The organism is Streptomyces mobaraensis, assembly GCF_020099395.1.
Taxonomy (GTDB): Bacteria; Actinomycetota; Actinomycetes; order Streptomycetales; family Streptomycetaceae; genus Streptomyces.
On record NZ_CP083590.1, the window covers coordinates 2,488,325 to 2,513,949 of the forward strand.

24 protein-coding genes are annotated in these 25,625 nt (G+C 74.0%); 15 read left to right on the forward strand and 9 right to left on the reverse strand.

Going from position 1 to position 25,625, the window contains the following annotated elements:
- Positions 1 to 12: 12 nt before the first annotated feature.
- Positions 13 to 393, reverse strand: coding sequence for a CU044_2847 family protein (locus tag K7I03_RS10445; protein WP_185940224.1), 381 nt, complete (start codon positions 391 to 393; stop codon positions 13 to 15).
- Between the two features lie 181 nt (positions 394 to 574).
- Here K7I03_RS10445 and K7I03_RS10450 point away from each other — a divergent pair, with 181 nt between their 5' ends.
- The gene (locus K7I03_RS10450; protein WP_004937694.1) at positions 575 to 754 is read left to right on the forward strand and encodes a DUF6104 family protein; all 180 of its coding nucleotides are present in this window, start codon (positions 575 to 577) and stop codon (positions 752 to 754) included.
- 140 nt (positions 755 to 894) lie between these two features.
- Here K7I03_RS10450 and K7I03_RS10455 read toward each other — a convergent pair whose 3' ends face one another.
- On the reverse strand, positions 895 to 1,722 hold the full coding sequence (locus K7I03_RS10455; RefSeq protein WP_185940225.1) for a hypothetical protein: 828 nt from the start codon (positions 1,720 to 1,722) through the stop codon (positions 895 to 897).
- A 180-nt stretch (positions 1,723 to 1,902) separates the two neighbouring features.
- Here K7I03_RS10455 and K7I03_RS10460 point away from each other — a divergent pair, with 180 nt between their 5' ends.
- Positions 1,903 to 2,820 carry a DUF4097 family beta strand repeat-containing protein gene (locus tag K7I03_RS10460; RefSeq protein ID WP_185940226.1) on the forward strand — a complete coding sequence of 306 codons (918 nt, stop codon included), beginning with the start codon at positions 1,903 to 1,905 and terminating at the stop codon, positions 2,818 to 2,820.
- Entirely contained in the window at positions 2,820 to 3,767 is a 948-nt protein-coding gene (locus K7I03_RS10465; RefSeq protein WP_185940227.1) for a PadR family transcriptional regulator, read from the forward strand. Before K7I03_RS10460 ends, K7I03_RS10465 begins: the two co-directional genes overlap by 1 nt.
- Positions 3,768 to 4,260: 493 nt before the next feature.
- Here the strand turns inward: K7I03_RS10465 and K7I03_RS10470 are convergent, their stop codons facing one another.
- The 3 genes from K7I03_RS10470 to K7I03_RS10480 all read right to left on the reverse strand — a co-directional run bounded on the left by K7I03_RS10470 (position 4,261) and on the right by K7I03_RS10480 (position 8,253).
- The gene (locus K7I03_RS10470) at positions 4,261 to 5,751 is read right to left on the reverse strand and encodes a cellulase family glycosylhydrolase (protein ID WP_221902404.1); all 1,491 of its coding nucleotides are present in this window, start codon (positions 5,749 to 5,751) and stop codon (positions 4,261 to 4,263) included.
- A gap of 7 nt (positions 5,752 to 5,758) precedes the next feature.
- Positions 5,759 to 6,721 (reverse strand): zinc-binding dehydrogenase, encoded by a 963-nt coding sequence (locus K7I03_RS10475; protein ID WP_185940228.1) that lies wholly within the window; start codon positions 6,719 to 6,721, stop codon positions 5,759 to 5,761.
- Between the two features lie 317 nt (positions 6,722 to 7,038).
- The gene (locus K7I03_RS10480; RefSeq protein ID WP_185940229.1) at positions 7,039 to 8,253 is read right to left on the reverse strand and encodes an NAD(P)-dependent malic enzyme; all 1,215 of its coding nucleotides are present in this window, start codon (positions 8,251 to 8,253) and stop codon (positions 7,039 to 7,041) included.
- 614 nt (positions 8,254 to 8,867) lie between these two features.
- Between K7I03_RS10480 and K7I03_RS10485 the strand changes: the two genes are divergently transcribed.
- From K7I03_RS10485 to K7I03_RS10500, 4 genes are all read left to right on the forward strand, one after another.
- The gene (locus K7I03_RS10485) at positions 8,868 to 9,821 is read left to right on the forward strand and encodes an ABC transporter substrate-binding protein (protein ID WP_185940230.1); all 954 of its coding nucleotides are present in this window, start codon (positions 8,868 to 8,870) and stop codon (positions 9,819 to 9,821) included.
- A 31-nt stretch (positions 9,822 to 9,852) separates the two neighbouring features.
- The gene (locus tag K7I03_RS10490; RefSeq protein WP_185940231.1) at positions 9,853 to 10,806 is read left to right on the forward strand and encodes an amino acid ABC transporter permease; all 954 of its coding nucleotides are present in this window, start codon (positions 9,853 to 9,855) and stop codon (positions 10,804 to 10,806) included.
- Positions 10,803 to 11,570 (forward strand): amino acid ABC transporter ATP-binding protein, encoded by a 768-nt coding sequence (locus K7I03_RS10495; protein WP_274390172.1) that lies wholly within the window; start codon positions 10,803 to 10,805, stop codon positions 11,568 to 11,570. The genes K7I03_RS10490 and K7I03_RS10495 overlap by 4 nt, the downstream gene beginning before the upstream one ends.
- A 365-nt stretch (positions 11,571 to 11,935) precedes the next feature.
- Entirely contained in the window at positions 11,936 to 12,577 is a 642-nt protein-coding gene (locus tag K7I03_RS10500; protein WP_185940232.1) for a CGNR zinc finger domain-containing protein, read from the forward strand.
- Here K7I03_RS10500 and sodX read toward each other — a convergent pair.
- The gene (gene sodX / locus K7I03_RS10505) at positions 12,469 to 12,933 is read right to left on the reverse strand and encodes a nickel-type superoxide dismutase maturation protease (RefSeq protein ID WP_185940233.1); all 465 of its coding nucleotides are present in this window, start codon (positions 12,931 to 12,933) and stop codon (positions 12,469 to 12,471) included. The two genes, K7I03_RS10500 and sodX, sit on opposite strands and share 109 nt — an antisense overlap.
- Before the next feature lie 148 nt (positions 12,934 to 13,081).
- Here sodX and sodN point away from each other — a divergent pair, with 148 nt between their 5' ends.
- Positions 13,082 to 13,477, forward strand: coding sequence for a superoxide dismutase, Ni (gene sodN / locus K7I03_RS10510; RefSeq protein WP_004937667.1), 396 nt, complete (start codon positions 13,082 to 13,084; stop codon positions 13,475 to 13,477).
- A gap of 204 nt (positions 13,478 to 13,681) precedes the next feature.
- Here sodN and K7I03_RS10515 read toward each other — a convergent pair whose 3' ends face one another.
- Positions 13,682 to 14,326 (reverse strand): hypothetical protein, encoded by a 645-nt coding sequence (locus tag K7I03_RS10515; RefSeq protein WP_185940234.1) that lies wholly within the window; start codon positions 14,324 to 14,326, stop codon positions 13,682 to 13,684.
- 831 nt (positions 14,327 to 15,157) lie between these two features.
- On the opposite strand from K7I03_RS10515, the gene K7I03_RS10520 reads away from it, so the two are divergent.
- Positions 15,158 to 16,756 carry a TROVE domain-containing protein gene (locus K7I03_RS10520; RefSeq protein ID WP_185940235.1) on the forward strand — a complete coding sequence of 533 codons (1,599 nt, stop codon included), beginning with the start codon at positions 15,158 to 15,160 and terminating at the stop codon, positions 16,754 to 16,756.
- A gap of 36 nt (positions 16,757 to 16,792) precedes the next feature.
- On the opposite strand, the gene K7I03_RS10525 is transcribed toward K7I03_RS10520, so the two are convergent.
- On the reverse strand, positions 16,793 to 17,689 hold the full coding sequence (locus tag K7I03_RS10525) for a LysR family transcriptional regulator (RefSeq protein WP_185940236.1): 897 nt from the start codon (positions 17,687 to 17,689) through the stop codon (positions 16,793 to 16,795).
- Between the two features lie 136 nt (positions 17,690 to 17,825).
- On the opposite strand from K7I03_RS10525, the gene K7I03_RS10530 reads away from it, so the two are divergent.
- Complete coding sequence (locus K7I03_RS10530) at positions 17,826 to 19,031, forward strand: MFS transporter (RefSeq protein ID WP_224346985.1); 1,206 nt, start codon at positions 17,826 to 17,828, stop codon at positions 19,029 to 19,031.
- Between the two features lie 214 nt (positions 19,032 to 19,245).
- Here K7I03_RS10530 and K7I03_RS10535 read toward each other — a convergent pair whose 3' ends face one another.
- Entirely contained in the window at positions 19,246 to 20,202 is a 957-nt protein-coding gene (locus K7I03_RS10535) for an EamA family transporter (RefSeq protein WP_185940238.1), read from the reverse strand.
- A gap of 102 nt (positions 20,203 to 20,304) precedes the next feature.
- Between K7I03_RS10535 and K7I03_RS10540 the strand changes: the two genes are divergently transcribed.
- The 5 genes from K7I03_RS10540 to K7I03_RS10560 all read left to right on the forward strand — a co-directional run bounded on the left by K7I03_RS10540 (position 20,305) and on the right by K7I03_RS10560 (position 25,580).
- Positions 20,305 to 20,808, forward strand: coding sequence for a MarR family winged helix-turn-helix transcriptional regulator (locus tag K7I03_RS10540; RefSeq protein WP_185940239.1), 504 nt, complete (start codon positions 20,305 to 20,307; stop codon positions 20,806 to 20,808).
- A 133-nt stretch (positions 20,809 to 20,941) separates the two neighbouring features.
- Positions 20,942 to 21,211 (forward strand): DUF5133 domain-containing protein, encoded by a 270-nt coding sequence (locus tag K7I03_RS10545; protein WP_224346986.1) that lies wholly within the window; start codon positions 20,942 to 20,944, stop codon positions 21,209 to 21,211.
- A gap of 254 nt (positions 21,212 to 21,465) precedes the next feature.
- A complete protein-coding gene (locus K7I03_RS10550) occupies positions 21,466 to 22,122 on the forward strand; it encodes an HAD family acid phosphatase (protein WP_185940240.1) in 657 nt (218 codons plus the stop codon).
- 97 nt (positions 22,123 to 22,219) lie between these two features.
- Positions 22,220 to 22,633, forward strand: a complete 414-nt coding sequence (locus K7I03_RS10555) for an ArsR/SmtB family transcription factor (protein WP_185940241.1) — start codon at positions 22,220 to 22,222, stop codon at positions 22,631 to 22,633.
- Positions 22,617 to 25,580 (forward strand): HAD-IC family P-type ATPase, encoded by a 2,964-nt coding sequence (locus K7I03_RS10560; protein WP_224346987.1) that lies wholly within the window; start codon positions 22,617 to 22,619, stop codon positions 25,578 to 25,580. Before K7I03_RS10555 ends, K7I03_RS10560 begins: the two co-directional genes overlap by 17 nt.
- The last annotated feature ends 45 nt before the right edge of the window (positions 25,581 to 25,625 follow it).

Consider the following 25,625-nt stretch of genomic DNA (forward strand, 5'->3'; position numbering starts at 1 on the left):
CTTCATGGGGGTTCAAGGAGCACTGGGGGTCGTGGGCGCCCCGGGGGCGCCGCCGGCGGCCGGTCCGCTCTCCTTCCAGGTGAGCGTCACGTTGATCGACGCCTTGCCGCCCGCGTCGGTGAGCAGACTGATGACCTGGCCGGATTGGGCGGACAGCTCGATGCCGAACTGCACCTGCACCTCGTGCGGCCGGGCCGCCGCGACCCCCATGCGCAGCGAGTCGACGACCCCGCGCACGGTGTCGGCGAGCCCGTTCGCCAACCGGGCGACGCGGCGCGCCGCCGTCGAGTCCTGGTACCCGCCGCTCCCGGGCGAACCCAGCTCCTGCGCCTCGCTGATCCTGGCCCACACGACCGTGCCGTCGTCGAGCCGCACCTGGGTGATCCCGTCCATCACGCGTCCCCCCGTCGTCGCGCTGTCACCACGCGCTCACCGCTGTCGTCACCGCGATGATGCAGCAGGCTAGCCCTCGGACGTGACGGGCGCGAGAGGCCGTGGCCAACGCCCCGCGCCGGGGCCGCCTATCCTGAGGACGATCCCGACCCTTTCGTACCCCCTGTTGACGGAGAGAGCGTTGTACTTCACCGACCGCGGCATCGAGGAGCTGGAGAACCGACGGGGCGAGGAGGAGGTCACCCTCGGCTGGGTGGCCGAACAGCTGCGCACCTTCGTCGACCTCAACCCGGACTTCGAGGTGCCGGTGGAACGCCTGGCGACGTGGCTGGCGCGGCTGGATGACGAGGACGACGAGTAGGACGCGTTCAGCCCGTCCGGCGTTTGAGGACAGCGCGCTCAGCGTGCTGTGGGGGCGCGGGGGCCGGCCCCCGCAGGAAACGGTGAATGGGGGTGCCCCCTCTGGGGGAGGGACTGGGGCACCCCCGGCCGAAGGCCGCCTCAGGAGCCCCCGCGCCCCGCCCGCCACCGGTCGTACAACAAAGTCAACGCGCCATCGGCGACAAGCACGGCACCCGCCGCCCCCCACCCACGCCGCGCACCACCTCGCGACCAGGCCAACAACGCGACGCCGACGGCGACTTCAGCCTTACCCAGAGCCCGCGCCCGCGGCCCCCGCGTCCAGGCCCCGAGCGCCCCGCGCTCAGCCGCGCCCAGCCCCCCGCAGACAGCCGCCCGCCACCCGGGCCAGTCCACGGGCTCCGCGTCCGGCAGCGCCCCGGCCGCCTCGCAGAGCCGCCCGGCGGCCAGCCCGGGGACGACGCCCGGGCCGAGCTGGAGGCCCGCCCGGGCCAGGACGGCGGCGAGGCCGAGGACACGGGCGGCCCCGTCCGCCTCCGCGTCCGGCCGCGTCAGCCGGTCGAGCGCCGCACCGTCGAGCACCGGGTCGAGCCCGAGCCGGGTGCGGAGGGCGGTCAGCGCCTCCTCCTCGCCGAGCGGTGTGCCGTCGGGGAGCCAGGTGTGACCGACGGTGCGGCGGAAGCCCGCCGCCACCACGAACCCCGCGCCGTCCGCGTCCCACCACAGCCCGACGACGGGCCAGTTGTCGGCCACCGTCAGGGCGTGCGCCCAGTCCCCCGCGACCGCCGCGAGATGGGTGCCGGCCTCACGCCAGGACTCGGCCGCGGGCACCAGGACGCTCCAGCCCTCGCCCGCCGGGGCCAGGAGCATCGGCCGCCGCAGGAGCTGCGCGACGGGGCGTACGCGGTCGGGGGCGGCCCGGCAGAGCAGCAGCAACCCCGCGGCCGGGATGTGATCGGTAGCGGACATGCGCCAACGCTATGCCACCAGGGCGGGCTTGACTTCCCGGAGCCGCGATATATCGTGTTTGACAGAGACGCGATAAGACGCGATACACCGTGGGCCGTTCGCCGCGTACCCCACGGGCCGCGCCGACCGCGCCCGAGCCCACGCCGGCGCGACCGGCCCACGCCGCACAAGGAGGCCCGCATGCCCACCCCGCCGGAGTGGTCGCTGACCGCACCCGAGAACCTGACCTTCGAGGAGCCGGTCACCTCCTTGGAGGTGCGCCTCGCGAACGGGGCCGTCAACGTCGTCGGCACCGACACGGGGCCCGCCCGCCTGGAGCTCTCCGCGCACGCGGGGGCGCCCCTCCTTGTCACCCACAAGGATGGAGCGCTGACCGTCGGATACGAGGATCTCGCCTGGAAGAACATCCTCAGCCGGATCGCCCACGGCCTCCGCCACCGCTCGGTCACGGTCACGCTGGCCGTGCCCACCGGCACCCGCGTCAAGGTGGGTGTCGTCGGGGCGCACGCCGTCGTCTCGGGCGTCTCCGGCGCCACGGACGTCCGCGGCGTCACCGGGAACGCCACGCTGGTGGGTCTGACCGGCCCGGTCAGGGCCGAGACGGTCTCCGGCGACGTGGAGGCCCAGTCGCTCTCCGGGACGCTGCGCCACAACTCCGTCTCCGGCGACCTCACCCTCGTCGACTGCCGGAGCGAGACGGTGAAGTCGGATACGGTCACCGGCGGCATCGTCATCGACCTCGCCGAGCCCGCCGCGGCCGTCCCCGGCCCGGCGCCCACCCTGGAACTCAGCACCGTCTCCGGCGACGTCGCCCTGCGCCTGCCGGGCTCGACGGACGCCGTCGTGGAGGCGGGCACCGCCACCGGCGCCGTCTCCCACGCGTTCGGCGAGCTCCGGCAGTCCGGCGAGTGGGCCGGCCGGCGCCTCACCGGCCGGCTGGGCCAGGGCACCGGCCTGGTGCGGGTCACCAGTGTCTCGGGGGCCGTCACCGTCCTCCGCCGGCCCCCGGCCGCCGACGCCTTCACCGACGTCTTCGCCGAAGGCCCCGACGCGCCCGACGCGCCCGCCGACGCCCCCGCTCAGGGAAAGGTCCTCTGATGCCCCCCGTCTTCGCCCACGGCCGCCTCCGCCTCTACCTGCTCAAGCTGCTGGACGAGGCCCCGCGCCACGGCTACGAGATCATCCGGCTGCTGGAGGAGCGCTTCCAGGGGCTCTACGCCCCGTCCGCCGGCACCGTCTACCCGCGCCTCGCCAAGCTGGAGGCCGAGGGCCTGGTCACCCACACCACCGAGGGCGGCCGCAAGGTGTACGCGATCACCGACGCGGGCCGCGCCGAGCTCGGCGACCGGGCCGGTGAACTGGCCGGTCTTGAGCGGGAGATCCAGGAGTCCGTCACGGCCCTCGCCGCCGACATCCAGGAGGACGTCCGCGGGGCGGCCGGCGCCCTGCGCCGCGAGCTGCGCGAGGCCGCCGGCCGACTGCGCGACGGCTCCCCGGGGGCCGGCGGGCAGGGCGGCGACGCCTTCGCCGGGATGAAGGAGGAGCTGCGCCGGGCCAAGGAGGAGTGGAAGGAGCAGGCACGCCGCGCGAAGGAGGAGAGCCGGCGCGCCCGCCAGGAGGCCCAGCAGGCCCGCCACCAGGCGCGGGAGGCCCATGAGCACACCCGCGAGGAGGTGCTCCGCATCAAGGAGCGTGTCCAGGAGCAGGTCCGCGAGCACGCCCGGCGCGGCGACTGGCCTACCGGCCTCATGGAGGGCGTCAGCGCGCTCGCCCAGGAGCTCGGCGCCCTGGCCGGCGGCCGTCCCGAGTCCGCGCCCGGGTCCCCGACGGTCCGCGTCGAGCGCGCGGACGCGCCCGAGTGGGCGTCGGTGGACTACGCCCACTCCACCGACCCGGCCCGCGACCTCGACCGGCTGCTGGACCGCTTCCGCGACGAGATCCGCGACGCGGCGCGCGACCACGGGGTGACCGCGGGGCAACTCGACGAGTGCCGGGAGCACTTGGCGGAGGCGGCGATGCGGATGGGCGGGGTGCTCCGGAGGTGATGCAGGGGCCCGCGCTGTTCCACGGCTCCCTGCGTGCCCCCCTCACCTCGTCCGCACTCGGCCGCCGGTCCCCGGCCGGCGAACGCCGTGCGGAGGGGCGGCCGCTGCCCTGCGTGGCGGCGCCGGCCGCCACCAGGCGGGGCGGCCGGCCCTCCGCACCGCCGGCCGGACAGGACGGCGGACCCTGGCCCGCCCGGGTCGCGGGCCCGGGTGGCTCCCCGTCACGACAGCGCCGGTCACCCACCACCAGGCGTCCGGCCGCCGCCCGGCCCTCTCCCGCCCGGACGAGGAGGCGGGCCCCGGCCACCCGAGTCGTCCGGGGACCGCCCCGGAAGATCCAGATCCCGGCCGCCGCGCCAGGGTCGGAGTCGCTGTGAGGTCCCGGACGCCGTCAGGGGTCCAGCGCTGTCGGAGGCCGAGCGCCGTCAGGGGCCCAGTACCGTCAGGTCCGAGGCGCCCTCAGGGTCCGAGCGCTGTCAGGGACCCAGCGCCGTCAGGGTCCGAGCCGCCGCGCCACCACCCCGACCGCCGCCCCCGGCCGGGCGCGGACCGTCACCCGTCCGCGTTCGCCGGGGCGGACGTACGCCGTGTCCGGGCGGGCCGGCCCGGAGACCGTGACGCGCCAGCCGCGCGGGGCCGGCGGCAGGGTCAGGTCCGTCCGGCCGCCGCCCGCCGCCGAGGCGGTGTATTCCAGCCGGAAGACGCCGTCCCGGGGGTCGTACGACGTGTGCCGTACGCCGCCCGCCACGGCCGGCGCGTACGGCCGGGCCGTGTCCTCCTTGTGCCGCTGGAAGCGGCCCTCACGGTCCAGGGCGCAGTAGCCGCCGCCGTAGCACCAGGTCCAGCCCGCCCAGCCGGAGCCGTAGCGGTCCAGGGAGGCGAGCGCGTCCGCGTAGTAGCGGCCCATGTTCGGCAGAGTGCTGTCGGGCGGCCCCCACTCGCCCACCACGACGGGGACCCGCCGCTCGCGCGGGTAGCGGACGACGGCGGCCTCGTAGCGCTCGATCCAGCGGGCCGCCGGGTCGTAGTCGGCGCCGGTCTCCATGGAGGTCTCGTAGAAGTGCGGCGCGTAGACGATCCGGCCGGCCGGGTCCTCGACGCGGCCGAGGGAGGTCGGGACGCCCTCGCCCACGACGGGCGTCGGCTCGACGAAGATCCGGTGCGTGCGGTCGACGGAACGGATCGCCGCCACGAGGCGGTTGTACATGGGGGTGACCTGGGTGGCCTCCACCCGGCGGGCGGCGGCGGGCAGGTCCTCGCCCGGACGCAGCCGGCCCATCGGCTCGTTGATCAGGTCGTAGCCGTACACGGCGGGGTGTCCGGCCAGCCGGCCGGCCAGCACCCGCCACATCCGCTGCTGGGCCCGCCGCAGGTCCGCGTCCTCGTAGAGGTGCTCGAACGCGGCCTGCACACCGGGTTCGTAGTACTCGGCGAACCAGTCGTCCGGATGCGGCCGGTAGGGCAGGCCGTCGGTGCGGGTGGCCCACTCGGGGATGCCCCGGTGGCCGCCGAACGCGGGCCCGTAGACGTCCTGGTGGGCGTCGATCACGACCCTGACGCGGTACCGGGCCGCCCAGTCCAGGATCCGTTCGATCTTCCGCAGGTAGCGCTCGCTGTAGCGGCCGGGCCGGGGTTCGAGATCGTCCCAGAACACCGCGAGCCGGGCGAAGTCGAAGCCGCGGGCCGACAGGTCCCGGAGGTGGCGCTCGGTGATGTCCTCCAGGGCGCGGTCGCCCCGGTGGTCCTTGTCGGCGAGGTTCCAGCCGCGGAGGGTGAGGGTCCGCCCGCCGTCGTCGGTCAGCGGGGGGATCCCGTCACCCGGCGCGGCCGGGACCGCCGGGACCGCCGGGACCGCCGGGACCGCCGGGGCCGCCGGGGCGGCTTCGGCCCTCGGCGCAGGAGTGGCGAGTGGTGCGACAGCTGTCAGCAGCGCGAGCGCCGAGGCCACGACGGGCCCCGGGCGGCGCACACGTCTCGTCCGCATCCGACGGTCATACCGTCAGGACGACCTTCCCGAACAGCTCGCCCTCGGCCATCCTTTCGAGCCCCTCGCGCGCCCGGTCCAGCGGCAGCACGGAGTCGATCACCGGCCGGACGCCGGTGGCCGCGCAGAAGGCCAGCAGGTCCGCCAGCTCCTCCTTGCTGCCCATGGTCGAGCCGACGATCCTCAGCTCCAGGAAGAAGACCCGGGTCAGCTCCACGGCCGACGGGTTCGGACCGCTCGTGGCGCCGGAGATCACGAGCGTGCCGCCCGGCTTAAGGGATTTGACCGAGTGCGACCAGGTCGCGGCGCCGACGGTCTCGATGACCGCGTCCACCCGGTGCGGCAGCCGGGCGCCCGGCTCGAACGCGTCCTCCGCGCCCAGCTCGACGGCGCGCCGCCGCTTGGCCTCGTCCCGGCTGGTCGCGAAGACCCGCAGGCCCGCCGCCGCGCCCAGCACGATCGCGGCGGTGGCCACGCCGCCCCCGGCGCCCTGCACCAGGACGCTCTGGCCGGGACGGACGTTCGCGTTGGTGAACAGCATCCGGTAGGCGGTCAGCCAGGCCGTCGGCAGACAGGTGGCCTCCTCGAAGGACAGCTCCTTCGGCTTCGGCAGCAGGTTCCAGGCCGGGACGGTGACCCGCTCGGCGAACGTGCCCTGGTAGCGCTCGGTGAGCAGCGAGCGCGGCTCGTCCGGGCCCACCCCGTGGCCGGTCTGGCCGATGACGGAGTGGACGACGACCTCGTTCCCGTCCTCGTCGATCCCGGCGGCGTCGCAGCCGAGGATCATCGGGAAGGCGTCCTCCTTGATCCCCACCCCGCGCAGGGTCCACAGGTCGTGGTGGTTGAGGGAGGCGGCCTTGACGGTGACGGTCGTCCAGCCGGGGCGTGCGGCGGGCTCGGGGCGTTCGCCCAGTCGAAGCCCGTTCAGCGGCTGGTCCCGGTCGATGCGTGCGGCGTAGGCGGCGAACATGGTGCGAACCTAGCGGGGGCTCTTGGTGTGGGGGAACGGGGGCGCGGTGTGACGCGGCTCGCGTCGCGGGGGGTGCCCCGGTCCCTCCCCCAGAGGGGGCACCCCCATTTCGCCGATTCCCGGGGAGCACCCCGGACCCCCGGCATCGCGGCTTCGCCGCGAGGTCCTCAAACGCCGGACGGGCTATCCAGCCCGTCCGGCGTTTGAGGACAACCGCGCGGAGCGCGGTTCGGGGTGCGGGGGCTCGCCCTCACAGGAAACGGTGAAATGGGGGTGCCCCCTCTGGGGGAGGGACCGGGGCAAGGCCGCCCGCAGGGCTACCGCCGCGCGACCCCGTCCGCCCGCGCCGCCGCGGCCACAGCGGCCGTCACCGCCGGAGCGACCCGCTCGTCGAACGGCGACGGAATCACGCACTCCGCGCTCAGCTCACCAGCGACGACAGCAGCCAAGGCGTCAGCCGCCGCCAGCTTCATGCCCTCGGTGATCCGGGACGCCCGCACCTGGAGGGCGCCGGCGAAGATGCCGGGGAAGGCGAGCACGTTGTTGATCTGGTTGGGGTAGTCGCTGCGGCCGGTGGCCACCACGGCCGCGTACTTGTGGGCGACGTCCGGGTGGATCTCCGGGGTGGGGTTGGCCATCGCGAAGATCAGCGCGTTGTCGGCCATCTTCGCGACCGCCGCCTCGGGGACCGTGCCGCCGGAGACGCCGATGAAGACGTCCGCGCCGTCGAGGGCGGACTCCAGGGGCCCGGCGAGCCCGGCCTTGTTGGTGAACCCGGCCAGTTCCCGCTTGACGTCCGTCAGGTCGGCGCGGTCGCGGGAGACGATGCCCTTGCGGTCGCACACGGCCACGTCGCCGATGCCCGCCTCGACCAGGATGCGCGCGATGGCGACGCCGGCGGCGCCGGCGCCGGAGATGACGGCGCGCAGGTCGCCGAGGGTGCGGCCGGTGAGCTTCGCGGCGTTGCGAAGGGCGGCCAGGGTGACGACGGCGGTGCCGTGCTGGTCGTCGTGGAAGACGGGGATGTCGAGCCGCTCCTGCAGGCGCCGCTCGACCTCGAAGCAGCGGGGAGCGGAGATGTCCTCCAGGTTGACGCCGCCGAAGGACGGCGCGAGGCGGACGACGGTCTCGACGAGCTCGTCCACCTCGCGGCAGTCGAGCGCGATCGGCACCGCGTCCACGCCGCCGAACTGCTTGAAGAGGATGGCCTTGCCCTCCATCACGGGCAGGGACGCCTCGGGGCCGATGTCCCCGAGGCCGAGGACGGCGCTGCCGTCCGTGACCACCGCGACGACCTGGGACTTCCAGGTGTAGTCGTGGACGAGTTCGGGCTGTTCCGCGATCGCGGTGCACACCTTGGCGACGCCCGGTGTGTAGGCGAGGGACAGGTCGTCCTTGTCCCGCACGGGCACGGTCGCCCGCACCGCCATCTTGCCACCGCGGTGCAGCGCGAAGGCCGGATCGAAGGGCTCGTCCCGAGCACCCTCCTCCGCACCGCTCCCGCTGAGAGGATTGACGATCTCCGCTGCCACTTTCTTGACCCCTTTGTCGAGATGTCCATCGAGGGTATATCCGTCCCCTGGAGTGCGGGGCGGCCGGGCGGGTGTCCGCTCGTCCCGGCGGATGGCCGGGGCGTGCCGCGACCGCCGTGCGGGCGGTCCGCGCGCGGGAGCGCGAGCGGGGAGTGCGGACACCGGGCGCGCTGCACGACGCGCCGTGAGCCCCGGGTGCGGGGTAAGGGCCCTTTCTACCGGATGAGCGCTACGGCCGACGAGTGAGTTACGAGGTTCTCTGCCACGCCGCGCCGATGTCGGCCGGAAATCGGTGTCAACTGAGGCTGAGAGTCCATGGAGTGAGACGTGTGACGCGTGATGTGCGTCTCGCTCCCAGAACGAACGGAAGCGGTCAACCAACCCCACACCACCCGAACAACCCTCTTCAGCAAGACGATCATCCCGTTATCCGATTTTGACATTGCTGGCCCCCCGAACGGTGTAGTCCAGATGGCAAGATGCCCCAAACACCCGAGGTCGCGGCAGCCGGTGAAGTGTGCTGACGCCCTCGGCGCGGCCTCGCAGCCCGTTTTTTCCCTTGAACAGTCCGTGTGAAGAGTCGGCTATCCCCTCACCCGCAGGAGGAACCAGCAATGACCGCAAGCACCACCCCCCGCCCGGCTGCCGCCAGGAGTCGTTTGGCCGCCGCCGGCGCGATCGCGGTCGCCGGCGCCCTGCTGCTGACCGGTTGCGGCGATCAGACCAAGAACAAGGACAAGGGCGACTCGTCGTCCGCCGGAGCCTCGGCCCCGCTGTTCGACAAGCTGCCGCAGTCCGTGAAGAGCTCCCGGGTGATCCGGGTGGGTTCGGACATCGCCTACCCGCCGGTGGAGTTCGTCAAGGACGGCAAGACCGTCGGCATCGACCCGGACATCGCCGACGCGCTCGGCAAGCAGCTCGGCGTCCGCTTCACGTTCAACAACTCCAAGTTCGACTCACTCGTCGCGGGCCTCCGTTCGAAGCGCTACGACATCGCCATGTCGGCCATGACCGACACCAAGGACCGGCAGAACGGCGTCGACCCCAAGACCAAGAAGAAGGTCTCCGACGGTCTCGACTTCGTCGACTACTTCCAGGCCGGCGTCTCCCTCTACACGCCCAAGGGCAAGACCCAGGGGATCAAGGGCTGGCAGGACCTGTGCGGCAAGAAGGTCGTCGTCCAGCGCGGCACCGTCTCGCAGGACCTCACCAACGCCCAGTCGGAGAAGTGCGGCGACAACAAGATCTCCATCGAGGCGTACGACACCGACGTGCTGGCCCAGACCCGGCTGCGCAGCGGCGGCGCGGACGCCGGTGCCAGCGACTTCCCCGTCGCCGCCTACGCGGTGAAGACCTCGGGGGGCGGCAACGACTTCGAGATCGTCGGCGACCAGGTGGAGGCGGCCCCGTACGGCATCGCCGTCGGCAAGGACAACGCCCAGCTGCGCGACGCCATCAAGGCCGCCATGGACGCCATCATCAAGAACGGCGAGTACCAGAAGATCATGGACAAGTGGGGCGTCTCGGCGGGCGCCATCAAGGAAGCCAAGGTCAACGGCGGTTCCTGACCCACCGCACGCTCGCTGAAAGGCCACCTCCGTGACCGTGAACACCGAAAAGGCGCAGGGCCCGGACGACGCCCGTCCGGAATCCGGCGCCGCCTCCGAGACCCTCAAGGCCATCCCCGTACGCCACTACGGCCGCTGGGTGTCGGCCGTCCTGGCCCTCGCCGTCCTCGGCCTCCTGATCAACGCGTTCGCCCAGGGCAAGGTCAACTGGGGCACCGTTCCCGACTACTTCTTCGACGGCGACATCCTCAGGGGCGTCCGGAACACCATCACCATCACCATCCTATCCATGGTGGTGGGCGTCGTCCTCGGCGTCATCCTGGCCGTGATGCGGCTCTCCAAGAACCCCGTCACCTCCTCGATCTCCTGGTTCTACATCTGGTTCTTCCGGGGCACGCCGGTCTACGTCCAGCTGCTGCTCTGGTTCAACCTCGGGCTCGTCTTCGAGTACATCAACCTCGGGCCGATCTACAAGGACTACTGGTCGTCGTTCATGACGCCCTTCCTGGCCGCCCTGCTCGGACTCGGCCTCAACGAGGCCGCGTACATGGCGGAGATCTGCCGCGCCGGCCTCCAGTCGGTGGACGAGGGCCAGACCGAGGCCGCGCACGCGCTCGGCATGAGCCACGCCAAGACGCTGCGCCGGGTGGTGCTGCCGCAGGCGATGCGGGTGATCGTGCCGCCGACCGGCAACGAGTTCATCAACATGCTCAAGACCACCTCGCTGGTGATCGCGGTGCAGTACTACGACCTGCTCCAGGCCACGTCCAACGTCGGCCAGACCTCGGGCGCGACGGTCGAGATGCTCTTCGTCGCCGCCGCCTGGTACCTGGTCCTGACCAGCGTGCTGAGCGTCGGCCAGTACTACCTGGAACGCCGGTTCGCCCGCGGTTCGACGCGGAACCTGCCGCCCACCCCCCTGCAGAAGGTCGTCAAGGCCAACCTGCTCTCGTTCGGCAACCGCCAGGCCGGAGGCTCCGCATGACCGCCACCCCGATGGTGAAGGCCGAGGGCGTCCACAAGTCCTTCGGCGCCGTCCAGGTCCTCAAGGGCATCGACCTGGAGGTCGCCCCGCGCGAGGTGTTCTGCCTCATCGGTCCCTCCGGCTCCGGCAAGTCGACGTTCCTGCGGTGCATCAACCACCTGGAGAAGATCAACGGCGGCCGGCTGTACGTCGACGGCGAGCTGGTCGGCTACCGCCAGCAGGGCAACAAGCTCTACGAGCTGAAGGACCGCGAGGTCGCCGCCCAGCGCCGGGACATCGGCATGGTCTTCCAGCGCTTCAACCTGTTCCCGCACATGACGGCCGTGGAGAACGTCATGGAGGCGCCGGTGCAGGTCAAGCGCGAGACCAAGGCGGTCGCCCGGGAGCGGGCGCTGAAGCTGCTGGACCGGGTCGGCCTCGCCGACAAGGCCGGCAACTACCCGTCCCAGCTCTCCGGCGGCCAGCAGCAGCGGGTCGCGATAGCCCGGGCGCTGGCGATGGAACCCAAGCTGATGCTCTTCGACGAGCCGACGTCGGCGCTCGACCCGGAGCTGGTCGGCGACGTCCTCGACGTGATGCGGGACCTCGCCGAGGAGGGCATGACCATGGTGGTGGTCACCCACGAGATGGGATTCGCCCGCGAGGTCGGCGACTCGCTGGTCTTCATGGACAACGGCGTCGTCGTCGAGTCCGGTGACCCGCGCGAGGTGCTCACCAACCCGCAGCACGAGCGGACGAAGTCCTTCCTGTCCAAGGTGCTGTGAAGCCCCACGGCGCTGTGAAGCGCCACGGCGCTGTGAAACGCCACGGTGCTGTGAGCCCGGAGGACGGACTTCGGGAAGCCACCCGAACCGCCGGGGGCGCGCTCGCCCGGGGACGCTCCCCCTCCCGCTCCCCCGCGACGCGCCCACCGAACGGATGACGGATGCGCGCCGCCGGACGGCGGTCGTACGGAACACGGTTCCGCGCGACCGCCGTCCGGCGTTTGCGGACACCAGTTCGCCTACGGCGTACGTGGCCGGAAAGCGCGTCCCGCCCACCCGCCCGTCGTACGCTGTAATAGCCTCGTTGCATAGACATCCATTACCCATCGGGGCCCGGCCCCGGGCCGACCACCGAAGGACCCCCCGTGGAACTGGCCTCCTACGCGGACTACGCCGTCCGGCTGGTCAACACCGAGGCGCCCGCGCGCGGCACCGACACGCTCACCTCGCTCGACGGCGCCCGGGAGATGTTCGGCCCCGGCTCGCAGATGGCGCGCAGGCTCACCGACGGCGACGTCACCCGGCTGCGCGGCGTCCGGACGCGGCTGCGCGCGGTCTTCGAGGCGGCGGCCGAGGGCGACGAGGTACGGGCCGTGGACCTGCTCAACGCGCTGCTGATGGAGTTCCCCGTCAGCCCGCAGATCTCCGGCCACCAGCAGCGCGACGAGGCCGGCCGCCCGGACTGGCACCTGCACATCGCCGACCACGCCGCGAACTCGGCGGCCGGCTACACGGCGACGGCCTGCATGGGCCTCGCCGTCCACCTCACCGGGGCGGGCGTGGACCGGCTCGGCATCTGCCAGGCCCCGCCGTGCCGCAACGCCTACCTCGACACCTCCACCAACCGCTCCCGCCGCTATTGCTCCGACCGCTGCGCCACCCGCGCCAACGTCGCCGCCTACCGGGCCCGCAAGCGGCGCGAGAGCGGCAGCCCCAGCAGCCCGGCGGAGCGCACCGGCCGGACGGCCGAGGCCGCCCAGGAGAGCAGCGCGCCCGCCGACCGCTGACCCGCCTGCGGCAGCGGGCGCAGCCGCACCCAGGCGCGGGCCACGACGAGCTCGTCCGGCACCGCGCCGAACTCCCGGCTGTCGTTCTCGACCAGGGGGTTGTCCCCGGTGACCCACCAGCCGCCGTCGCGCCGCTCGACCGCGCGCTTGACGATCAGCAGGTCCTGCCGGAACGGGTGCCGCAGCACCACCACGTCCCCCGGGCGCACGCTCGCGCCGTACTGCACCACCAGCTGGTCGCCCGGGTTCAGCGTCGGGACCATCGACGGGTTGTAGACCTCGGCCAGCCCGATCCGCAGCAGTCCGCGACGCTCGCGGTCCAGCCCGTACGCGGGCTCGTCCAGTCGCTCCTGCACCTCGGCTCCTCACTCCCGTCCTTCTCCGTCCGGTCCCAGCCTGACACCGGTCTTTCGCCCTAAGCCCCACGGGGTACCCGGGAAAAGCCTTCCCGCACCGAGTAATCTCGCACCTGAGAAGACGATCACGAGGAAGGACAGCACCACTATGCTTTCCCGCCTGTTCGCCCCCAAGGTGAAGGTCAGCGCCCACTGCGACCTGCCCTGCGGCGTGTACGACCCGGCCCAGGCCCGCATCGAGGCGGAATCGGTCAAGGCCGTCCAGGAGAAGTACCAGGCCAACGAGGACCCCCACTTCCGTGCCCGCGCCACGATCATCAAGGAGCAGCGCGCGGAGCTCGCCAAGCACCACGTCTCGGTGCTGTGGAGCGACTACTTCAAGGCGCCGCACTTCGAGAAGTACCCCCAGTTGCACCAGCTGGTCAATGACACCCTGAAGGCGCTGAGCGCCGCCAAGGCGTCGACCGACCCGAAGACGGGCGAGAAGGCGCTGGAGCTCATCGCCGAGATCGACCGTATCTTCTGGGAGACCAAGAAGGCGTAAGGTCTCCCTCCTCGTCCACCGTCGGCGGGGCGCTCGACGCGTCGCACCGGCGTGCGGTGGCACACGGGAACCCGAGGGGCCCGGCCGGATCTCCGGCCGGGCCCCTCGTCGTCATGGGCGTCCGCAAGGCGCGGGCGTACGGGAACGGGTGCGCGCCGTGGAGCGGGCGCCCCGGCGGCCGCGCACCCGTCGCGCGTCGTGCGGCTACTTGGGGAGGACCCACTTCAGGGGCTCCTTGTAGAAGCCCCGCCGGTAGGTGATGTGGGTGACCTTCTTCCCCTGCGGCACCACGAACGCCTGGCAGAAGGTGCGCTCCTCGCCCTTCTTCCACGCCTTGCCGTAATCGGCGCTCTCGCAGTCGGACGGCGTCCCCGGGAGCTGCCCGATGGTGATGAGCGGACGGCCCGGCTCTCCGCCCTGCACCAGGGTGCCGATGTCGGTGGTCATCATCGGCGGCCTCATGGGGGCGTCGGCGTCGGCCAGCCTGGCCTTCAGATAGGCGAAGGCGACGGTCTTCCCCGCGAACTTCTTGGCGTCGGAACCGCCTTGGAGGTCCTCGGGCTTGCCCATCACCACCTTCTGACCGGTGACGACGAACTTCCCCTTCTTTTTGTCCGACTCCAGTTCCTGCTCCTCCGGGCTGGGCTGCCCGGCGGGGAGTTCCTTGGCCCCGGCGTCCGCCCCGGCGTCCGCCTTGGCGTCGCCGGGCTTCCCCTTGCCGGACGAGCGGTCGGACGAGTGGCCGGACGAACCGCAGGCGGTCAGCGCCAGGGCGGCCACGACGGCCCCCGCGGTGAGCGCGGCGCGGCGGGGTGCCGCGGCGGTGAGATCTGCGAACTGGCTGAGCAAGGTGTCCCCCGATTGTTCCGTGATGCCGTTCCGGATCCGCGTCCGGAAACGGCGACCGAGTTTACGCATCCGGCCGTCCGAGGAAGTCGGCAGGGTTCACGGCGGAAGGGCCGGCGAAGCGGAATCCGGATATCGGGGACGGTTTCGGTGAAGTTCCGGGGAAATGGCGGAGCGCGTCGTGCTTTCGGGATCGCTCCGGGCATTCGCGTGGCCGCCAGCACCTCTCGCACTTCACCCGACTCCCCTTATTCTCGGCGTAATTCACTTGCTGCCCGAGCCGGATACGGGGAGGGAGACACCGTCCGTCGAGGCCGGCCCGCCGCGCGAAAACCCGTTGCCGCCCGCCGTCCGCCCGGGCACAGTTGAGGACACCGCTTACGCATCTCCCGGTGCGCAGGGGACGGTTACTTCGTTTCGGGTACGGGTGGTCGCGGGTTCGAATCCCGTCCGGGGCCCAGGGCCCCGGTAGCTCAGCGGCAGAGCGCCATGTGCCGTCCCCGCCCCTGATCTCGGGAGAGCGCGAGCACCACCGCATACGCACCTCCCGGTGCGCGGGCCACGGCTCCTTCTCCATCGGAACACGCCGTGGCCGGACCTGGTCTCGGGGGGGGCGCGGCACCGGGGCGTCCGGTGCGCCGGTCCGCGGCTACTTCGGGTTCGACTCCCGCACGCCGCCGTCCCGTCGGCTCGGGGCGGGCGGCGTGCTGCCCACTCCTGGCGGGCGATCCGCGGCCATTCGATCTCGGACGCCCCGGACCGTCGTCCGGCCTCCCTCCGACCGCCACACACCACGAGCCCTCGCCCGGCTCTCCAGGGGGGGATCCGCTTCTCATGTCCCGTTTCAACGCCCGCGCGCGCCGCCGCGGGGCCGCCACGTCGCCCGTCGCCACGACGGGCGCCACGACCGTCAACCACCAGGGCGGCACCGGGCACCTGCGCGAGGCCCGCGGCGAGCTGTTCCTGCTGGCCGTCACGGACACCGTCGCCCAGGACACGTTCTACGAGGGCGGCGGGCGGCGCGACGACCGGTTCGCCGGTCTCGTGCGCCGGCTGGCGGTCGAGGACCCCGAGTGGACGGCGCGGCTGCTGGGCTGGCTGCGCGCGGACGGCGGCGTGCGCACGGCGTCCCTGGTCGGCGCGGCGGAGTTCGTCCACGCGCGGCTCGCGGCCGGCGGGGCGGCGGCGCCGGCGGCCGGCCCGTACGGCAACCGGGGCGTCGTCGCGTCCGTCCTGCTCCGCCCGGACGAGCCGGGCGAGATGCTGGGCTACTGGACGTCGCGGTACGGGCGGGCGGTGCCGAAGCCGGTCAAGCGCGGCGTGGCGGACGCGGTGCGCCGGCTGTACCACGGCAGGGCGCTGCTCAAGTACGACACCGCGGGCAAGGGCTTCCGCTTCGGCGACGTGCTCAACCTCGTCCATCCCGCGCCGGATCCCGCCAAGCCGTGGCAGGGGGAGCTGTTCCGCTACGCGCTGGACCGCCGGCACCACCCGGAGGACGCCATACCGCCGGCCGCGGACCCGGTGCTCACCGCGCACCGGGAGCTGATGGCCGTGCCGCCGGCGGAGCGGCGGTCCGTCCTCACCGGCCCGGGCGGCGCCGAGCGGCTCGCCGCGGCGGGCATGACGTGGGAGGCGCTGGCCGGCTGGCTCCAGGGGCCGCTGGACCGGGCGGCCTGGGAGGCCGTCATCCCGTCCATGGGCACCATGGCGCTGGTCCGCAACCTGCGGAACTTCGACGAGGCCGGGGTGGGGGACGAGGTCGCCGCCGCCGTCGCCGCGCGGATCGCCGATCCGGCGGAGGTGGCGCGCTCCCGGCAGTTCCCCTTCCGCTACCTGGCGGCCCACCGGCACACCGGTTCCGCGCGCTGGACGGACGCGCTGGAGCGCGCGCTGTCCCACTCGCTCGCCAACGTCCCGGCGCTGGACGGCCGGACGCTGGTGCTGGTCGACCGGTCGGGGTCGATGTTCGACGGGATCAGCGAGCGGACGCGGCTCAACCGGGCGGACAGCGCGGCGGTCTTCGGCACGGCCCTCGCCCTCCGGGCGGCCTCGGCCGACCTGGTGGAGTTCGGCACGACGAGCCGCCGGATCCCGCTGGCCCCCGGCGACTCGGTGCTGCGGGCGACGGAACGGTTCGGCAATCTGGGCGGCACGAACACCGCGGACGCCGTGCGCCGGCACTACGCCGGACACGACCGCGTGGTGATCGTCACCGACGAGCAGACGGCCCCCGGCGGCCCCTACGACGCCACCTCCGCCGTCCCGCCCCGCGTCCCCGTCTACACCTGGAACCTCGCCGGCTACCGCACCGCCCACGCCCCCTCGGGCACCGGCGACCGGCACACCTTCGGCGGCCTCACCGACGCGGCCTTCCGCGCGATCCCACTGCTGGAGGCGGGCCGGGACGCGGCGTGGCCGTGGGAGGGGTGAGGTGAACCGGGGCGTGTGCCGGAGGAGTCGCCGCGGTCACTCCTCCGCCGCCCCCGCCAGCGCCGTGCCGAAGGCGCGGAGCCGGGCCGTCGTCGCGTCGCGGTGGCGGATCAGGCCGAGGGCGGACGGGGGGAGGCCGTCGACGGGGACGAACGCGAGGTCGTCGCGGCCCTGGTACGTCCCGGTCGGGCGGCAGAGCAGCATGCCGCCGCGGCCGGCGGCGGCCAGGGTGATGCCCTCCTGGAGGGTGGACACCGCCGGGCCCGCGGGGACCGGCCGGCCGCCCGGGGTGACGGCCGGGGCCTGGGCGTCCCGCCAGTAGGCGGGGGCCGGGGCGGCGGGAGCGATGAGGGGGCAGTCGGCGAGGTCCTCGGCGTCGAGGCGGCGGCGGGACGCGAACGGGTGCCGTACGGACACCGCGAGCGTCTGCTGCTCGCGGGAGAAGACCGGCCCCAGCGTCAGGTCGGGCTCGGCGACCGGCAGCAGGACGACGGCCGTGTCGACCTCGCCCCGGCGCACCGGCCCGAACGGGTCGGCGAGCGGGATCTCCGCGATCTCGATCTCGCAGCCGGGGTGGCGCTCCCGGAAGGCGTGCACGGCCGCCATGACCGTACGGCCGGCGACGCCCTGGAAGCCGACGCGCAGGACGCCCTCGACGCCGCGCGCCGCGTCGCGCGCGTCGCCGACCGCGCTCCTGAGGGCGTCGTAGGCGGGGCGGAGGTCGGCGAGGAAACGTTCACCCAGGGGGGTGAGGGCCACGCGGCGGCTGGTGCGGTCGACGAGGCGCGCGCCGACGCGGCGTTCCAGCGCGCGCAGCAGCTGGCTGACCCTGCTCTGCGAGACGAACAGCCGCTCGCCCGCGCGGCCGAAGTGCAGCTCGTCGGCGAGGGCGAGGAAGCACTCCAGCTCCCTCAGGTCCAGTCCGCCCACCATGTCTCCCTCACGTCTCCCTCGGTCCGCGCGGTACCGTCCTCCGCCGCCGTCCGTGGCCCTCATCGATGAGTCCCGCTCATGGAGCGGTGAGGGACCGGCCGTTGTTCCCGGCCTGGCGCGTGCGGAGGCTGGGGGCATGGCGAAGATCAGGAACGTGGGAGGGTGGCCGGCCGTGGCCGCCGTGGCGGCGAGCACGTTCTCGGTGGTCACCACCGAGATGCTGCCCATCGGGCTGCTCAGCCCGATCGGGGCGGGGCTGGGGGTGTCGGACGGGACGGCGGGACTGACCATGACGCTCCCCGGCCTGGTGGCCGCCGCGGCCGCGCCCGTCCTCACGGTGTGCGCGGGGCGGCTGGACCGGCGCGTCCTGCTGCTGACGCTGATGGCGCTGCTTACCGCGGCCAATCTCCTTTCCGCCGCCGCGCCGGGGATCGAGGTGCTGCTGGGGCTGCGGGTGCTGGTGGGTGTGTGCATCGGCGGTGTGTGGGCCATCGCGGCCGGGCTGGGCGCCCGGCTCGTCCCGTCCCGCGCCGCCGGGCGCGCCACCTCGGTGATCTTCAGCGGGATCGCCGTGGCCTCCGTACTCGGCGTTCCCGCGGGCACGTTGGTGGGCGGCCGGGCCGGCTGGCGGGCCACGTTCCTCGTGATGGGAGGGGTGGCGTTCCTGGTGACGGTCGCCCTGACGGCGCTCCTGCCGCCGCTGCCGCCCCGGGGCGCGGCGCCGTCGCGTGCCCTGCCGGCGCTGCTGCGCGCCCCCCGGGTCCGCGCGGCGCTGCTGGTCGTCCTGCTGCTGGTGTGCGGCCACTTCGCCGGCTACACCTTCGTCCGCCCCGCGCTGGAACGGATCCCGGGCACCGGAGCCGGGACGGTCGGCGGTCTCATGCTCGCGTACGGCGTCGCGGGCGTGGCCGGCAACTTCCTGGCCGGCACGGCGGCCGTACGGCGTCCGCGCCGCGTACTGGCGGTGATCGCGGTGACCCTGGGGGCGGTGATACCCGCCGTGTCCCTGACGGCCGGCGGGACGGCGGGGGCGGCCGTGCTGCTCGTGGTGTGGGGGCTCGCGTACGGGGGCGTCTCGGTCGGTACGCAGACCTGGCTGTCCGCCGTCGCGCCGGAGGCCGGGGAGACGGTGTCCGCGCTGTTCGTGGCGGTGTTCAACGTGGCCATCGCCCTGGGCGCGCTGCTCGGCGGCCGGGCGGTGGACGCGGTGTCGGTGCCCGCCGCCCTGTGGCTGGGAGGGCTGCTGGCCGTGGCGGCGGTGGTGCCGCTGGGGGTGGCGGGCCGGGTGGGGACGCGTGCGGGAGAGGTGCGGGAGGAAGCCGGGGCGCGTACCGCTTCCTGACGGGCGTGGGCCCCGGCTTTGCGGCGCGGCGCGGCACGGCGGTCGTGACACGGCGGCCGTGCCGGCGGGCGCGGTGGCGGCGTTCCGGTCCGCCGGAGCCCCGGCACGGCGGCGGCCCGCCGGTCCGTCGGACCTGCGGGCCGTCCTGCCGGAGCCTCCTGCCGGCCAAGGCCGCGTCGTCGCCTGCCTTCGCCTGCCTTCATCGCTCCTCCGGTCAGCTCTTGCGGCCGAGCGTCTGGCCGGCGACCACCGCCGCGAGGGCGACGACGAGTCCGGCGACCTGCCAGGCGGTGAGGGTCTGGTCCATCGCCACCACGCCGATGACCGCGGCGACCGGCGGGCCGACGAGGCTGAGCAGGGAGACCGAGGTCGGGGCGAGCCGTCCGATGCCGCGGAAGAAGAGGGGGTAGGCGGCGGCGGTGGCCACGACGCCGATGTAGGCGTAGCCGGCGATGTTGGCACCGGTCAGATGCGCCGGAAGGCCCTCGCCCAGCAGTGTGAAGGGCGTCAGGAGCACACCGGCGATGGTGAGCTGCCAGCCGGTCATGACCAGGGGGCTCTCACCGCTGCCCCACTTCTTGGTGAGCACGATGGACAGGGCGATCAGTCCCACCGCGAGCAGGGCCGCCGCGACACCCGCCGGGTCGAGGGCGGCCCTGCCGGTGAGCGTCATCAGGGCCACGCCCCCGACCCCGGCGGCGGCCGCCAGCAGGACGGGCGGCGAGGTGCGGATCCGGAGGACGAGGAGCGAGAAACCGGCCACCATCAGCGGCTGCACGGCACCGATCGTGGCGGCCACCCCGCCGGGGAGCCGGTAGGCGGCGAAGAAGATCAGCGGGAGGAAGGCGCCGAAGTTGAGGATCGCCAGCACCGTCGACTTCCACCACCACGAGCCGCGCGGCAGCTTGCGGTTGTACGCCAGCAGGACGAGTCCGGCGGGCAGCGCGCGCAGGGTGGCGGCGAGCATCGGGCGGTTGTCGGGGAGGAGCGCGGCGGTCACCGAGTAGACGGTGGCCCAGCTGGCGGGTGCCAGCGCGGTGAGCAGCAGGTCCCGGACGTTCGATCCGGCGGCTGCTCCCGTGGCGGCGGTTCCGCGGGCGCTCGTCTGGGCTGTGCCGGACGTTCCGCCCGCAGCGCCGCCGCCCACCGGTGCCGGTGTGGTCGTCTGCATGCCGTTCTCCCCTCATTGATAATCTCAACGTTGAAATAACAGCACGGCACTTCAGCGAACGTCAACTATCTGAACGTTGAGATTTTCAAGGGAGAGACATCCATGGCCATCGACGCAGTGGACAGCGTGATCGAGCAGTGGGCGCGCGAGCGCCCCGACGTGGACGTCTGGCCGACCGGGGTGATCAGCCGGGTACAGCGCCTCTCACGTCTCCTCGACAAGGAGCTCAAGGCGTTCTTCGCCCAGCACGACCTGGAGGTCTGGGAGTTCGACGTCCTGTCGACCCTCCGCCGCTGCGGACCGCCCTACGAGCGGACGGCGGGCGCCATCACCAGCGCGACCATGGTCACCTCGGGCGCGATCACCAACCGGGTGGACCGCATGGAGGCCAAGGGCCTGGTGGAGCGCGTCCGCGACACCGCCGACCGCCGCACGGTCCGCATCCGCCTCACCGAGCACGGCTACCGCCTCATGGACGAGCTGATCGCCCTCCACGCGGCGAACGGCGAGCGGATCCTCTCCGCCCTCGGCCGCGAGGAATGCGACCGCGTCGCGGAGGCCCTGCGCGCCCTGCTGGTGAGCCTGGGAGACAAGCGGCTGGAGTGACTCCCACGAGCGACTCCCACGGAGGCCGTCCCCGGCGCCTGGCGGCGCGCGTCACACCGAGTGCGTCACGTACCCTCGCCCAGCTGACGAACTCCCCCGTCCCACCCGGCACTTGGCGACCACCCGTGGTGCCATGGCAGCACCGCCGGACCACGGCGCCACGGCCCCGGAACGAGGAGACGCCCCCATGCTCATGGCCCACCCAGCCGTCCTGCACCAACTGGTGGAGCGGTACACGGCCCAGGCCGCCGTCGGAGCGGCGGACGCCGCGACGCGTCGGCGCGCCGACGACCTGGCGTACACGCTGTGCGTCTCGACGGGCACCCGCCACGTCGAGGACGCCCTGCGGGTCGCCGCCCGCGTGCTCGGCGCGGAGGGCGGGAGCCTGACGCCGGCGGCCTGAACCCCGCCGGTGACCCACAGGCCTGCGGGGAAGCCGCAGGGAATACGCGGGGCTGCCGCCGTGGAGGGGACGGCGGCACCTCGGCCTCAAGGCGGCTTCCCCGACCGGCCGGCCGGCCCGCCCGCGCGCCGACCGGCACCCGCATCCAGCACCACACGCCCGTACCGCACCACCCCGCGCACGGAACCCAACCATCACCCCCCGGACAACCCCACGTTCCTCCCCCGTCACACAACAACGTGATCGTTCCCGGCATGACCGCATCGATCCGGGCCCGTCGCACGGCCGTCGCCGTCTCCGCGACCGCCGCCGCCCTCGCCACGCTGGGCACGACCACGACGGCCCCCGCCGCCCCCGCGACGAACGACACCCAGGCCACCACCTCTCCCGCGCACACCTCGGGCACCGCCGGCCTCAAGGGCGTCGACTACGCGGCCTGGCAGCGGGACGTGCAGGCCGCCGTCGACCGGGCGACGCCGTACGTCCGCGAGCGCACCGCCCAGGCCCGTACCGAGAAGCAGGCCGTGGTCCTGGACATCGACAACACCTCGCTGGAGACCGACTTCCACTGGACGTACCCGACGCCGGCCGTCGCCCCCGTCCGCGAGCTGGTCCGGTACGCGCACGAGCGCGGCGCCGCCGTCTTCTTCGTCACCGCGCGCCCCCGCCTCCTGGGCTCCCTGACGGAGGACAACCTCAAGCGCGTCGGCTACCCGGTGGACGGCCTTTCCGTCCGCCGCCTCCCCGACCTCTTCCGCGACGTCAGCGCCTACAAGACCGCCGAGCGCGCGAAGATCGAGGCCAAGGGCTACAAGATCATCGCCAATATCGGCAACAACACCACCGACCTCTCCGGCGGCCACGCGGAACTCACGGTCAAGCTCCCCGACTACGACGGCAAGCTGTCCTGAGCCCGGCCGCCCGGAGGGTACTGGGGAGCCGGCCGCCCCTCTGCCTAGACTGTTCTCCTCGGGCGTGACGACGCCCGGCAGGGACGGGAGAGCGACAGTGACGGCAGGCGTCGGCAGATTCGAGAGCCCCGAGGGGGCCGTCGAACGGAGCGCCGCCGACCCGTCGGCGGACGTGCTGGGCGAGGCCGCCGCCGCGTTCGGGCTGCTGGCCTCCCCCGCCCGGCTGCACCTCGTCTGGGCCCTCGCCCAGGGCGAGAGCGACGTGACCGGGCTGGCCGAACGGGTCGGCGGCGCGCTGCCCGCGATCAGCCAGCACCTCGCGAAGCTCAAGCTCGCCGGGCTGGTGCGGTCCCGCCGCGAAGGCCGCCGGGTGGTCTACCTGGTGGACGACCCGCACGTGGTGACCATCGTCCGCCTCATGGTCGACCAGCTCTCCGACCGCCGGGCCGAACCCGCGCCCCGGTCCCGGTCCGGCGCCGGTTCCGGACGCCTCCGTGGCCTGGGCGCCTGAGGTCGGCCAGGCCGGCTCCACCCTTCACGCGCTGCGGGAGCTGGGCAGCGGCCCGCGCGGACTGACCGAGGACGAGGCCGCCCGCCGGCTGGCCGACGCCGGCGAGAACGTCCTGCCCGGCCGCCGGCCGCCCGGGCCCGTCCGGCGGTTCGCGCACGGCCTCCGCGACCCGTTCACCGCCGTCCTCCTCTGCCTCGGCCTGGTCTCCGCCGCGGTCGCCTCCTGGGGCACCGCCTGTGTGATCAGTGTCCTCGTCGCCGTCAGCTGCGCCCTCAGGACCGTCGGCGAGCACCGCGCGGAACGCGCCGCGGCGGCGCTGCGCGACCTCGTCCCCACCACCGCAACCGTCCGCCGCCGCCCCGCGCCCGACGCGCCCCCGGCCCACCGGGAGCTGCCCGTCGGCGAACTCGTCCCCGGCGACGTCGTCCTCCTCTCCCCCGGCGACCTCGTCCCGGCCGACCTGCGCCTGCTCCGCACGACCGGTCTGACGGTCCACGAGGCCGTCCTGACGGGCGAGTCGACGCCGGCGGAGAAGCGGGCCCGGGACCTGGCGGCGGGCGCGCTCCGACCGGTGTCCACCGCCGCGTACGCGGGCGACGTCGGCGGCCCGGCCGCGGCGGGAGCCGCCGACGACCCCGTCGACGGAACGGACGACCGCGACCGGACGGGCGGTCCCGCCGGCCGCTCCCGCCTCCCCGGCCGGACGCCGGCGGAGCGCACCCCTCTCCCGCACACCGCCCTGGAAGGCGCGGCCGACGGCCTCCGGACGACGCCGTCACCGGCGCGCCGCCTCACCCTCGTACCGGCCGACGGGGCGAGCACCCCGGCGGACGACGACGGAGCGGCGCTCCACCGTCACGGCCCCCACCGCCCGGCGCCCGGTCCGGAGTACGCGGACGGCCGCCGGACAAGCGGCCCGGGCGGCGCATACGACGACCCCGACCCCGCCCACCTCTGCTTCCAGGGCAGCAGCGTCCTCTCCGGCACCGCCACCGGCGTCGTCGTCGCGACCGGGGCCGCGACCCGGCTCTCCGGGGCGCTGCCGGGCGCGGCGGCCGGGAGGGGCGGGCGCCGGGTCACGCCGTTCGACCGGTCCGTCAACGGCATCGCCTGGACGCTGATCCGGTTCATGCTGCTGACCGCGCCCCTGGTGCTGGTCGCGAGCGCGCTGCTGCGCGGGCGCGGGATGGAGACGCTGCCGTTCGCCGTGGCGGTGGCGGTCGGGCTGACGCCCGAGATGCTGCCCGTCGTCGTGACGGCGGCGCTGGCGCGCGGCGCCGCCGGTCTCGCCCGCGGCGGCGAGGTGATCGTGCGGCGCCTGCCCGCCCTCCACGACCTGGGCGCCGTCGACGTGCTGTGCGTGGACAAGACGGGCACCCTCACCCAGGACCGCCCCGTCCTCCACCACGCCGAGGACGGGCACGGGCGCGACGGCGAGGAGGTGCTGCGCTGGGCGGCGGTCAACGCCCTGTGGACCCTGCACCTCGCCGAACTCCCGCTGCCCGACGCCCTGGACGAGGCCGTCCTCGACGCGGCGGGGGACGACGCCCTGCTGGCCGCCGAGGAGGAGTACGAGGGGATCGCCGCGCTCCCCTGCGCTCCCGGGCGCCCCCTGTCCACGGCCGTCGTCCGACGCGCCGACGAGCCCCGGTTCGGCCTCGCGGGGGTCCACGTCCTCGTCGTCAAGGGCGCCCCGGAGGACGTCCTGGAGCGCTGCGCCCTCGAACCGGCGGAGCGCGACCGCCTGGCGCGGCGGGCGGCGGACCTGGCGGCGGACGGACTGCGCGTGCTCGCCGTGGCCCGCGCCGGGCGCCCGTCCCGCCACCGCCCCTACGGCCCGGCCGACGAACACGGCCTGGAGTTCACCGGCTTCCTCGCGCTGCACGACGCCCTCACCCCCACCGCCGCCGAGGCGCTGGCCGTCCTCGCGGACCGGGGCATCGCCGTCCGGGTCCTCACCGGCGACCACCCGGGCACGGCCGCCCGCGTCTGCCGCGACCTCGGTCTGGACCCGGGCGAGGTGGTGACCGCCGACCGCGTCGACGGCCTCACCGACGCCGAACTGGCCGCGCTCGCCGGCCGGACGACGGTCTTCGCGCGCTGCTCCCCCGACCACAAGGCCCGCATCGTCCGCGCCCTGCGCGCGAACGGCCGCACCACCGGTTTCCTGGGCGACGGGGTCAACGACCTGGCCGCCCTGCACGCCGCCGACGTCGGTGTCTGCCCCCGCGCGGGCGTCGACGTCGCGCGCGAGGCGGCGGACGTCGTCCTCGCCTCCAAGGACCTCACGGCCCTCGACCGGGCGGTGACCGCGGGCCGGCGCAGCACCGGCAACATCGCCGCCTACCTGCGGATCACGCTCTCGTCCAACTTCGGGAACGTCATCGCCATGCTGGCGGCCGGGCTGCTCCTGCCGTTCCTGCCGATGCTCCCCGCCCAGGTGCTGGTGCAGAACCTTTTCTTCGACGCGGCCCAGCTCGCCCTGGCCTTCGACCGTCCCGCCCCCGCCGCGCTGCGCCGGCCGACCCGGCTGCGCCCGCGCGACCTGCTGCGGTTCGTCACGGTCTTCGGCCTGCTCAACGCCGCCGCCGACCTCGCCACGTTCGGCGTCCTGGCCTTCGCCGTACGGTCGCTGGGGGACGACGGCGGCCAGGAGGCGTTCCACGCCGGGTGGTTCACCGAGAACCTGCTGACCCAGGCGTTGGTCATGCTCGTCCTGCGCTCCGGCCGGCACCTGGCCGAGGGCCGTCCCCCCGGCCCCGTCCGCCTCGCCACCACCGCCCTGGCGGTCGTGGGCCTCCTCCTGCCGCTGTCCCCGCTGGGCCCGCTCCTGGCCATGACCGGCCTGCCGCCGCTGTCGTACGTCCTCCTCGCCACCGTCCTGACCGTGTACGGCGCGGCCCTCACCGTCGCCAGGAACCGGTACGCGCGGCGGGTCGGCGGATGAGCGGGGCGGGGGACGGGGACGGGGATCAGGACGGGGGCGGGGGCG

Bases quoted from the DNA above. Each gene is read 5' to 3' on its own strand.
- K7I03_RS10445 (WP_185940224.1), bottom strand. From the start codon at position 393: ATGGACGGGATCACCCAGGTGCGGCTCGACGACGGCACGGTCGTGTGG.
- K7I03_RS10455 (WP_185940225.1), bottom strand. From the start codon at position 1,722: ATGTCCGCTACCGATCACATCCCGGCCGCGGGGTTGCTGCTGCTCTGC.
- K7I03_RS10460 (WP_185940226.1), top strand. From the start codon at position 1,903: ATGCCCACCCCGCCGGAGTGGTCGCTGACCGCACCCGAGAACCTGACC.
- K7I03_RS10465 (WP_185940227.1), top strand. From the start codon at position 2,820: ATGCCCCCCGTCTTCGCCCACGGCCGCCTCCGCCTCTACCTGCTCAAG.
- K7I03_RS10470 (WP_221902404.1), bottom strand. From the start codon at position 5,751: ATGCGGACGAGACGTGTGCGCCGCCCGGGGCCCGTCGTGGCCTCGGCG.
- K7I03_RS10475 (WP_185940228.1), bottom strand. From the start codon at position 6,721: ATGTTCGCCGCCTACGCCGCACGCATCGACCGGGACCAGCCGCTGAAC.
- K7I03_RS10485 (WP_185940230.1), top strand. From the start codon at position 8,868: ATGACCGCAAGCACCACCCCCCGCCCGGCTGCCGCCAGGAGTCGTTTG.
- K7I03_RS10495 (WP_274390172.1), top strand. From the start codon at position 10,803: ATGACCGCCACCCCGATGGTGAAGGCCGAGGGCGTCCACAAGTCCTTC.
- sodN (WP_004937667.1), top strand. From the start codon at position 13,082: ATGCTTTCCCGCCTGTTCGCCCCCAAGGTGAAGGTCAGCGCCCACTGC.
- K7I03_RS10520 (WP_185940235.1), top strand. From the start codon at position 15,158: ATGTCCCGTTTCAACGCCCGCGCGCGCCGCCGCGGGGCCGCCACGTCG.
- K7I03_RS10525 (WP_185940236.1), bottom strand. From the start codon at position 17,689: ATGGTGGGCGGACTGGACCTGAGGGAGCTGGAGTGCTTCCTCGCCCTC.
- K7I03_RS10530 (WP_224346985.1), top strand. From the start codon at position 17,826: ATGGCGAAGATCAGGAACGTGGGAGGGTGGCCGGCCGTGGCCGCCGTG.
- K7I03_RS10535 (WP_185940238.1), bottom strand. From the start codon at position 20,202: ATGCAGACGACCACACCGGCACCGGTGGGCGGCGGCGCTGCGGGCGGA.
- K7I03_RS10540 (WP_185940239.1), top strand. From the start codon at position 20,305: ATGGCCATCGACGCAGTGGACAGCGTGATCGAGCAGTGGGCGCGCGAG.
- K7I03_RS10545 (WP_224346986.1), top strand. From the start codon at position 20,942: ATGGCAGCACCGCCGGACCACGGCGCCACGGCCCCGGAACGAGGAGAC.
- K7I03_RS10550 (WP_185940240.1), top strand. From the start codon at position 21,466: ATGACCGCATCGATCCGGGCCCGTCGCACGGCCGTCGCCGTCTCCGCG.